Origin of the sequence: Streptomyces sp. AcH 505 (assembly GCF_000818175.1) — a bacterium.
Classification (GTDB): domain Bacteria; phylum Actinomycetota; class Actinomycetes; order Streptomycetales; family Streptomycetaceae; genus Streptomyces.
Window position 1 is genome coordinate 1,741,818 of sequence record NZ_JTIY01000001.1, and the last position, 9,099, is coordinate 1,750,916.

General features: G+C 70.5%; 9 protein-coding genes. 2 read left to right on the top strand and 7 right to left on the bottom strand.

All coding sequences use genetic code 11. The annotated features are described in order from the left end of the window. The 3 genes from HY68_RS08090 to HY68_RS08100 all read right to left on the bottom strand — a co-directional run. Positions 1 to 492 (bottom strand): hypothetical protein (locus HY68_RS08090; RefSeq protein WP_063779701.1); only part of this gene is annotated, 492 nt, incomplete at its 3' end. 128 nt (positions 493 to 620) lie between these two features. Then, positions 621 to 1,022, bottom strand: coding sequence for an SH3 domain-containing protein (locus tag HY68_RS08095; RefSeq protein ID WP_107070063.1), 402 nt, complete (start codon positions 1,020 to 1,022; stop codon positions 621 to 623). Between the two features lie 30 nt (positions 1,023 to 1,052). Then, positions 1,053 to 1,367: a peptidase gene (locus tag HY68_RS08100; protein ID WP_041986225.1), complete on the bottom strand. Its 315-nt coding sequence runs from the start codon at positions 1,365 to 1,367 to the stop codon at positions 1,053 to 1,055. A gap of 125 nt (positions 1,368 to 1,492) precedes the next feature. Here HY68_RS08100 and HY68_RS08105 point away from each other — a divergent pair, with 125 nt between their 5' ends. After that, positions 1,493 to 3,610, top strand: coding sequence for a serine/threonine-protein kinase (locus tag HY68_RS08105; protein ID WP_041986228.1), 2,118 nt, complete (start codon positions 1,493 to 1,495; stop codon positions 3,608 to 3,610). 43 nt (positions 3,611 to 3,653) lie between these two features. On the opposite strand, the gene ilvD is transcribed toward HY68_RS08105, so the two are convergent. The 4 genes from ilvD to HY68_RS08125 all read right to left on the bottom strand — a co-directional run bounded on the left by ilvD (position 3,654) and on the right by HY68_RS08125 (position 8,197). Next, positions 3,654 to 5,504 (bottom strand): dihydroxy-acid dehydratase, encoded by a 1,851-nt coding sequence (ilvD, locus tag HY68_RS08110; RefSeq protein ID WP_041986231.1) that lies wholly within the window; start codon positions 5,502 to 5,504, stop codon positions 3,654 to 3,656. 128 nt (positions 5,505 to 5,632) lie between these two features. Further along, positions 5,633 to 6,262, bottom strand: a complete 630-nt coding sequence (locus HY68_RS08115) for a TetR family transcriptional regulator (RefSeq protein ID WP_041986233.1) — start codon at positions 6,260 to 6,262, stop codon at positions 5,633 to 5,635. Beyond that, the gene (locus HY68_RS08120; RefSeq protein ID WP_241778497.1) at positions 6,259 to 7,221 is read right to left on the bottom strand and encodes a sugar phosphate isomerase/epimerase; all 963 of its coding nucleotides are present in this window, start codon (positions 7,219 to 7,221) and stop codon (positions 6,259 to 6,261) included. The genes HY68_RS08115 and HY68_RS08120 overlap by 4 nt, the downstream gene beginning before the upstream one ends. 43 nt (positions 7,222 to 7,264) lie before the next feature. Further along, complete coding sequence (locus HY68_RS08125; RefSeq protein WP_041986235.1) at positions 7,265 to 8,197, bottom strand: Ppx/GppA phosphatase family protein; 933 nt, start codon at positions 8,195 to 8,197, stop codon at positions 7,265 to 7,267. Between the two features lie 122 nt (positions 8,198 to 8,319). Here HY68_RS08125 and HY68_RS08130 point away from each other — a divergent pair, with 122 nt between their 5' ends. Further along, positions 8,320 to 9,057: a hypothetical protein gene (locus HY68_RS08130; RefSeq protein ID WP_241778750.1), complete on the top strand. Its 738-nt coding sequence runs from the start codon at positions 8,320 to 8,322 to the stop codon at positions 9,055 to 9,057. The last annotated feature ends 42 nt before the right edge of the window (positions 9,058 to 9,099 follow it).

Consider the following 9,099-nt stretch of genomic DNA (forward strand, 5'->3'; position numbering starts at 1 on the left):
CTTGCCGCCACCGCCGCTGCCGGCGCCACCGCTGCCGCCGCTGGCGCCGCGCCGGGCGGCCGGGTTGCCGGAGCGGGTGGTGCGCCGGCGCTCGTACTCGACGACGGCCTGCTCGTACTCCTTGCGGCGCAGGGTCTCGCCGGGGGCCTCGTAGAGGGAGCGGAGGAAGTACGCGATCAGCGAGCCGATGAAGCCGATGGCCTTGAAGCTGCGCAGCGATTCCTCACGGGCGGGGTCGGCGGGGCGGCGGCTGAAGCCCTCCCAGGTCTTGCGGAAGGCGACGGCGCTGCACACCGCGAAGACCACGACGACCAGCAGACCGACGAAGGAGCCGACCTTCGCCAGCTCGATCCCGTCGTAGGCGAACCGCAGGACGAGACAGGCGGCGAAGGCGGTGACGAGCGACCCGACGGCGACGGCGACACGGCGCGCGGCGTAGCCGCGGTCGCGCCGGAGCCAGGTGGTCCCGAAGAACCGCAGGGTCTCGGGCACGGGACCGCCCGCGCCGCCCGAGCCGCCCGCCCCCGCGGCTGCGGAGGCGGCGGCCCGGGTGGTTTCGGGATGCCCGTTCTGTACGTCGTGCTGCTCGGGGTGTTCGGTGTGCTCGCTCACGGGGTCGATTATCCCCGGTGGGCGGAGGGGGGTGGCCAGGCGCAGCGGACGGTGAAGTACCCGTCACTGCCTGTCTGCACGAAGGTGTCCGAGATGAACTGCCCGTTGGCGATGTTGTCCCAGATGTTCGAGGTCCCGTAGGGGCCGGTCTCGGTGGTGCCCGGGGTCTGGCAGTTGATCGGTACGCGGGTGCCGGCGGGAAGTCTCCGCACAATGCCGTAATTCGTACCGGGACCGCTCCGTACGTTCACGACGTAGCCCGGCGCGATCGGATAGCGGAGGGTTTCAACCGCAGAGCCGGAGCCCACCACGGTCACCTCTGCGGCATGCGCAGCCGGAGTCGTCGTTAAGAGCAGTACGACGGCGGCGGCTGCGCCGCCCAGCGTTGAGATCGTTCTCTTGGTCAGCATGGGAACTACCGTGCCCACGCCTCGCGCGAGTCAGGCGCAGCGGACGGTGAAATATCCGTCACTGCCTGTCTTCACGAAAGTGTCGGAGATGAACTGACCGTTGCCGATGTTGTCCCAGATGTTCGACGTTCCGTACGGGCCGGTTTCCCTGGTCCCCGGCGTCTGACAGTTGATCGGTACCCGCGTTCCGGCAGGCAGAATGCGCACGACTCCAAAGTTGGTGCCCGGTCCGCTGCGGACGTTTACGCGGTAGCCCGGCGCGAGCGGATAGTGCGTGGACGCGAGCCCTTCGGCGGCCAGCGTCCCGACTTCTTCCGTGGTGTTCTCGACTTCTTCAACAGCCATGAGGTCCCCCCTCGTTGATGGCGTACTCCCTGCGCCGCGCAGGCTAGCAACCCATGGCTGGATCGCACGCATCATCGACTAAGGTCGGTGCGTCGCGCTTGTGCACGAACACACGGGGGTGGGCAATGCCACCACTGCGCAACACTGGATCTGCCCCGGAAGCGGAACTTCCGGAGTATGCCGGGCGGTACGAGCTGGAGTCCTGTCTGGGCTCGGGCGGAATGGGTGTGGTCCATCTGGCCACATCGGCCTCGGGGATGCGCATCGCCGTCAAGGTCATTCATGCCGACCATGCGCAGGACTCCGAGTTCAGGGCCCGTTTCCGGCAGGAAGTCGCCGCCGCGCGGCGGGTGAGCGGTGCCTTCACCGCACCCGTGGTCGACGCGGATCCGGAGGCGCCGCGGCCCTGGATGGCCACCCTCTTCATCGACGGTCCCACCCTGTCCGAACAAGTGAAGCGGAACGGTCCGCTCAAGGACGACGAACTCGTCCTGCTCGGCGCGGGACTCGCCGAAGGGCTGCGCGACATCCACCGGGCGGGCGTGGTGCACCGCGATCTCAAGCCGAGCAATGTCCTATTGGCGGCGGACGGCCCGAAAGTGATCGACTTCGGTATCTCACGGCCGACGGACAGCGACCTGCGGACCGAGACCGGCAAATTGATCGGTACACCGCCGTTCATGGCGCCCGAGCAATTCCAGCGGCCACGCGATGTCGGTCCTGCGGCCGATGTCTTCGCGATGGGTGCGGTGCTGGTGCACGCGGCTACCGGGCGCGGTCCCTTCGATTCGGACAGTCCCTATGTGGTCGCCTACCAAGTCGTGCATAACGACCCGAACTTGACCGGAGTTCCGGAGAAGCTCCTTCCGCTGATCAAGAGTTGCCTGGCGAAACAGCCGGAAGACCGGCCGACGCCGGACGAATTGATGGCCATGCTCCATCCGTCGTCACGCGGTGCGACGCCGTTCGTACCGGCGCGGCGGGGCGGGGACCGTACGGCGAGCGCGGCTGCGGCGACGCATCCTCGCGCCACCGCCCGCCCGCGCGGCCCGCTGGCCCGCCCGCGGGTGCGCTGGGCGGCGGCGGGTGTCGCCCTGGTCGCAGTCGCCGCGGGATGCCTATTCGGCGTACAGCTCGCTTCGGGAACCAAGACCTCCGGCAGCACACACGCCAACTCCCCGGTGGAGAAGAAGTTCCGGCCCTGGCAGACCATGCTCCGCAGCTCGACGACAGAGAACAGGGCCCCCCTGTGCTCGGCCGACGGTCCGAGCCTCTACTGCACGGCTCCTGGTATCGCGGCAGCACGCCTCGATCAGGCGGACGGCCACGTGGAGTGGTCGGTGAAAGACACCGATGTCACGGGCGTAGCAGCCGGGGACACCGCCCCCGTCCTCACCGGCGGCCTGCTGTACGTCGTCGCACCTGGTGCCCTGCGGCTGGAGGCGATCGACCCCGCGTCCGGAGCCAAGCGCTGGGAAGCCGACATCTCCCAGTACCCCACGGTCCGTTACGCGGAAGACTCGGTCGTACTGATGACGGGCGACGGGCGGCATGTGCGAGCGCTGGACAGCGCCACAGGGAGGGAGCGCTGGAATCTGCGGCCGGCGCAGCCGAGTTCCCTCTGGGCGAGCGGTACCGGCGGCCGGCTGTTCATCGCGACGCAGTCACCGGACCAAGCCTTCACCGACGTGAAGGCGATCGACCCCGTGACCGGGGCGGTGCTCTGGAAGAAGCGGCTGACGGGTTCCCTGACTGCCACCGGCGCCTCGGACGACGCGCTGTTCCTGCTGTCCCAGAACATCGACGACGGGACGAACGCCGTCATACGTCTCGATGCCAAGACCCACGACGTCAGGCGCACCCGGCTCCCCGCCCCCGTCGAACAGGCCCAAGCCACCGTCGCCGACGACATCGTCTACGTCGTCGGCTACACCGGCTCGCTGCTCGCCGTCGACACCCGCGAAGGTGTGCAGCGCTGGCGGCTGGAGACGTCCGTCACGCGCGCCTCGCGGCCCGCCGTCGACGGGAAGCGGGTCTATGTCAGCGCCGGGGACGGGCGATTGCTCGCCGTCGACGGGGTGACCGGGGCGCTGCTCGGGCAGACCAAGCCCCGGATGGACGCCGCGGCCCGGACGCTCGTGCCCACGCTGCCGCCGCCCGTCGTCGCTCCCGGCAAGGTCGTCGCCACCGCGCCCGACGGGTCGGTGTTCGCCGTCGACAGCGGCGATCCGGCCCGCTGGTGACCCCGGCGGACCGGATACGCGCCGCGTCGGCGGCTGCGAAGCGTCAGCCCAGGCGCGTGATGTCCCGCACCGCTCCCTTGTCCGCGCTCGTCGCCATCGCCGCGTACGCGCGCAGCGCCACCGAGACCTTGCGGTCGCGGTTCGCCGGGGCGTAGACGCCGTTCAGAGCCGCGCGGCGGGCGGCCAAGTCTTCGTCGCTCACCAGCAGTTCGATCGAACGGTTCGGGATGTCGATCCGGATCCGGTCGCCGTCGTTGACCAGCGCGATCGTGCCGCCCGACGCCGCCTCCGGCGAGGCGTGGCCGATCGACAGGCCCGAAGTTCCGCCCGAGAAGCGGCCGTCGGTGACCAGGGCGCAGGTCTTGCCCAGGCCGCGGCCCTTCAAGTACGAGGTGGGGTACAGCATTTCCTGCATACCGGGGCCGCCGCGCGGGCCCTCGTAGCGGATGACGACCACGTCGCCGTCGGTGATCTCCTTGCGGAGGATCTTGTCGACGGCCTCCTCCTGCGACTCGCAGACGACCGCCGGGCCCTCGAAGGTCCAAATGGACTCGTCCACGCCCGCCGTCTTCACCACGCAGCCGTCCTCGGCGAGATTGCCCCGCAGGACCGCCAGGCCGCCGTCCACGCTGTACGCGTGGGCGACGTCACGGATGCAGCCGCCCGCCGCGTCCGTGTCCAGCGTCTCCCAGCGCTCCGACTGCGAGAAGGCCGTGGCGGAGCGGACGCAGCCGGGGGCCGCGTGCCACAGCTCGACGGCCTCCTCGGACGGGGAGCCGCCGCGCACGTCCCACGTCTCCAGCCAGTCCTTGATGCCGGTCGAGTGGACGGTGTGCACGTCCTCGTTGAGCAGCCCGCCCCGGTACAGCTCGCCGAGGATCGCGGGGATGCCGCCGGCGCGGTGGACGTCCTCCATGTAGTACGTGCCGCCGGGCGCGACGTTCGGCGCGACCTTGGCCAGGCAGGGGACGCGGCGCGAGACGGCGTTGATCTCTTCGAGCGTGTACTCCAGCTCGGCTTCCTGCGCCGCTGCCAGCAGGTGCAGGATCGTGTTGGTCGAGCCGCCCATGGCGATGTCCAGCGCCATGGCGTTGTCGAAGGCGGCGCGGGTGGCGACGGCGCGCGGCAGGACCGTCGCGTCGTCCTGCTCGTAGTGGCGCTTGGTGATCTCCACGACCGTCCGGCCGGCGTTCTCGTACAGCGCCTTGCGTGCCGTGTGGGTGGCGAGGACCGAGCCGTTGCCGGGGAGGGCCAGACCGATGGCCTCGGCCAGGCAGTTCATCGAGTTGGCGGTGAACATGCCCGAACAGGAGCCGCAGGTGGGGCAGGCGTTCTCCTCGATACGGAGCATGTCGGCGTCCGAGATGGACTCGTCGACCGCGTCCGACATGGCGTTGACCAGGTCCAGCTTGCGGACCGTGCCGTCGACCAGGGTGGCCTTGCCTGCCTCCATCGGGCCGCCGGAGACGAAGACCGTGGGGATGTTGAGCCGCAGCGCGGCCATCAGCATGCCCGGCGTGATCTTGTCGCAGTTGGAGATGCAGATCAGCGCGTCGGCGCAGTGCGCCTCCACCATGTACTCGACGGAGTCCGCGATCAGGTCGCGGGACGGCAGTGAGTACAGCATCCCGCCGTGGCCCATCGCGATGCCGTCGTCGACGGCGATCGTGTTGAACTCGCGCGGCACGGCGCCCGCCGCCTTGATCGCCTCGGAGACGATCCGGCCGACCGGCGCGAGGTGCGTGTGGCCCGGCACGAACTCGGTGAAGGAGTTGGCAACGGCGATGATCGGCTTGCCGATGTCCTCGCTCGCTACGCCCGACGCACGCATAAGGGCTCGCGCGCCCGCCATATTGCGGCCGTGGGTGACAGTGCGGGACCTCAGCTCGGGCATCGTCGCTCGCTCCTTCATGGGATCGGTCGACTGCTGCGTCGGCAGATCCTCCAGCAGAAATGATTGCCTTCGAGCGTACGCCCCGGATCCAAGATCTGGACAGCTCGTCCGGAATGCGGGACGAGTGTTCAGCTTTCGGTCAAGTACCGCTGCAGCGTGGGGGCCACCATCGCGATGATCTCCTCCGGATCCACCGAGGCCAGCGGCTCGGCCTTGATCACGTACCGCAGCAGCGAGATCCCGATCAGGTGCGAGGCCGCCAGCTCGGCGCGGAACGTCGGGTCGGGTACGTCCAGCTCGCCCGCGATCCGGCCGAGCAGCTGGCGCAGGACGAACGCGCGCAGGATGTTCGCCGCCGCCTCGTGCGTGAGGGCCGAGCGGACGATCGCGAGCAGCGGGGCCCGGGTGGCCGGGTTCTCCCAGACGCCGATGAAGTACCGGGCCAGTCGCTCCCCGAGGTGGTCGGTGTCGCCCGCCAGCAGGGACGGCACGAGCAGGGCCGGTTCGAAGGAGACCTCGATGGCGGCTGCGAAGACCTCGTCCTTCGTACCGAAGTAGTGGTGGACGAGCGCGGCGTCCACGCCGGCCGCCTTGGCGATGCCCCGTACGGACGTCTTGTCGTAGCCGCGCTCGGCGAACTCGGTCCGCGCCGCCGTCAGGATCCGCTCCCGGGCGCCGGGGCCTTCGTCCCGCTCCGTACGGGCGGGGCGGCCACGGCCGCGCCTGCCGGGGGCCGGATGCGGGTGCGGGTCCGTCATGAGCGGCGGGACCTGGACGGCCGGACCTTGGGCGACCGGGGCTTCGACGGCGACCGCCCCTCGGACGACCGCGCTTCGGACGACCGGGGCTTCGACGGCGCCGGGGTCGCGGTCGCCGCAGGCGCCGGGGTGGGGGCAGGGGCCGGTGCGGGCGAGGGTGAGGCCAGGTGGAGCCGGGTGAACGCCAGCGCCTCCGCCAGGTCCGCCTCCCGCTCCGCCGCCGACATCGCCCGCCGGGTGTTGACCTCGATCACCACATGCCCGTCGAACCCGCCGACCGCCAGCCGGTCCAGCAGCTCCGCGCACGGCTGCGTGCCGCGCCCCGGCACCAGGTGCTCGTCCTTCGCCGAACCGTTGCCGTCGGCGAGATGCACATGCCCCAGCCGGTCGCCCATGCGGTCGATCATCGCCATGGCGTCGGTACGGGCGGTCGCCGTGTGGGAGAGGTCGACGGTGAAGTGCCGGTAGTCGTCCTTCGTGACGTCCCAGTCGGGCGCGTAGGCGAGCATCTCGCGGTCGCGGTAGCGCCACGGGTACATGTTCTCGACGGCGAACCGCACGTCGGTCTCGTGGGCCATGCGCCAGATGCCGTCGACGAAGTCGCGCGCGTACTGCCGCTGCCAGCGGAACGGCGGATGTACGACCACCGTCGACGCGCCCAGCCGCTCGGCCGCCGCGCGGGCGCGCAGCAGTTTCGTCCAGGGGTCGGTCGACCAGACCCGCTGGGTGATCAGCAGACACGGCGCGTGGATGGCGAGTATCGGCACGCCGTGGTGGTCGGAGAGTCTGCGCAGCGCCTCGATGTCCTGGCTGACGGGATCCGTCCAGACCATGACCTCGACGCCGTCGTAACCGAGGCGTGCGGCGATCTCGAAGGCCGTCGCCGTGGACTCCGGGTAAACAGAGGCCGTCGACAGGGCGACCTTCGCATCGGGGACGCGCACCACTGGATCTGCCACGAAGACAGCGTACGGGCCTCCCTCAGGTGGTCGGGAGCCTGCCTCAGGTGGTCGGGAGGTGGTCGAGACGGCGGAGGATGACGCCTTCGCGCAGCGCCCAGGGGCAGATCTCCAGGGTGCCGACCCGGAACAGATCCATCGCCGCCTCGGCGACCAGCGCTCCGGCCAGCAGCTGAGGGGCCCGGCCCGACGAGACGCCCGGCAGCCCCGCGCGCTGCTCCGCCGTCATGCCGGTCAGCTTCGGAACCCATTCCTCCAGTGACGAACGACTCAATTCGCGCTGGACGTAAAGCCCCTCCGCCGAGCGGGCCGCGCCGGCGATCCTGGCGAGCTGCCGGAAGGTCTTGGACGTCGCCACCACATGGTCGGGACTGCCGAACCTGGCGAACTCGCCGACGATACGGGCGATCTCGGCCCGCACATGGCGGCGCAGCGCCCGTACGTCCGTCGGGTCCGGCGGATCGGCCGGCAGCCAGCCCGCCGTCAGCCGGCCGGCGCCCAGCGGCAGCGAGACGGCGGTGTCGGGCGCCTCGTCGATGCCGTAGCCGATCTCCAGCGAGCCGCCGCCGATGTCGAGCACCAGCAGCTTGCCCGCCGACCAGCCGAACCAGCGGCGGGCGGCGAGGAAGGTGAGCCGGGCCTCCTCCTCGCCGGTGAGCACCTGGAGGTCGACACCGGTCTCGGCCCTGACCCGGGTGAGGACGACCTCGACGTTGCTGGCGTCCCGCACGGCCGAGGTCGCGAAGGCCAGCACGTCCTCGCAGCCCTGGTCCTCGGCGGCCTGGGCGGCCTCGGCGATCGTCGCGACCAGCCGGTCCAGCCCCTCCGCCCCGATCGCACCGTCCTCGTCGAGGAGTTCGGCGAGCCTCAGCTCCGCCTTGTGTGAGTGCGCGGGCAGCGGGCGCGCGCCGCGGTGGGCGTCCACCGCGAGCAGATGAACGGTGTTCGAACCGACATCGAGGACTCCGAGTCTCATGGGCGGAACGCTATCGCCGTCACGCGCATACGCTGGGGCTTGTGCCAAAGACGAAAAAGGCGAAGCAGGGCAAAGCCAGTGCCCCGGACAAGCAGAATCCGCGCCGGAACGACGAGAAGGGCTTGGACTTCGCCCGGGCCTGGGTCGAATTCCCGGACCCGGCCGACGACGAGCAGATCTTCCGCTGCGACCTGACCTGGCTCACCTCACGGTGGACATGCATCTTCGGCAGCGGCTGCCAGGGCATCGAGGCGGGCCGCGCCGATGACGGCTGCTGCACGCTGGGGGCGCATTTCTCGGACGAGGACGACGAGAAGCGCGTCGCTGGGCATGTGGCGCGCCTCACCCCCGAGCTGTGGCAGTTCCACGACGAGGGGACATCGACGGGCTGGACCCAGACCGACGACGACGGTGAGCGCCAGACGCGCCGCTGGCAGGGCTCCTGCATCTTCCAGAACCGTCCCGGCTTCGCGGGCGGCGCCGGCTGTTCGCTGCACATCCTCGCGCTGCGCGAGGGCCGCGAGCCGCTGGAGACGAAGCCGGACGTGTGCTGGCAGCTGCCGGTGCGCCGCACGTACGACTGGATCGACCGGCCGGACGACACGCGCGTGCTGCGGGTGTCGATCGGCGAGTACGACCGGCGCGGCTGGGGTCCCGGCGGCCATGACCTGCACTGGTGGTGCACGTCTGCGACGTCGGCGCACGGCGCGGGCGAGCCGGTGTACAAGACGTACCGCCCCGAGCTGACCGAGCTGATGGGCAAGGAGGGGTACGATGTGCTGGCCGAGCTGTGCGAGCGGCGCGTCGCGACCGAGCTGCCGCTGGTGGCGCCGCACCCGGCGGACCCGGTCAGGCCGTAGTCACGCTCAGCCGGTCCTGGCCGGCTGCTGCCCCGAGCCGCC

Coding starts and splice junctions, on each gene's coding strand:
- HY68_RS08100 (WP_041986225.1), bottom strand. CDS start 1,367: ATGGCTGTTGAAGAAGTCGAGAACACCACGGAAGAAGTCGGGACGCTG.
- HY68_RS08115 (WP_041986233.1), bottom strand. CDS start 6,262: ATGACGGACCCGCACCCGCATCCGGCCCCCGGCAGGCGCGGCCGTGGC.
- ilvD (WP_041986231.1), bottom strand. CDS start 5,504: ATGCCCGAGCTGAGGTCCCGCACTGTCACCCACGGCCGCAATATGGCG.
- HY68_RS08105 (WP_041986228.1), top strand. CDS start 1,493: ATGCCACCACTGCGCAACACTGGATCTGCCCCGGAAGCGGAACTTCCG.
- HY68_RS08125 (WP_041986235.1), bottom strand. CDS start 8,197: ATGAGACTCGGAGTCCTCGATGTCGGTTCGAACACCGTTCATCTGCTC.
- HY68_RS08095 (WP_107070063.1), bottom strand. CDS start 1,022: ATGCTGACCAAGAGAACGATCTCAACGCTGGGCGGCGCAGCCGCCGCC.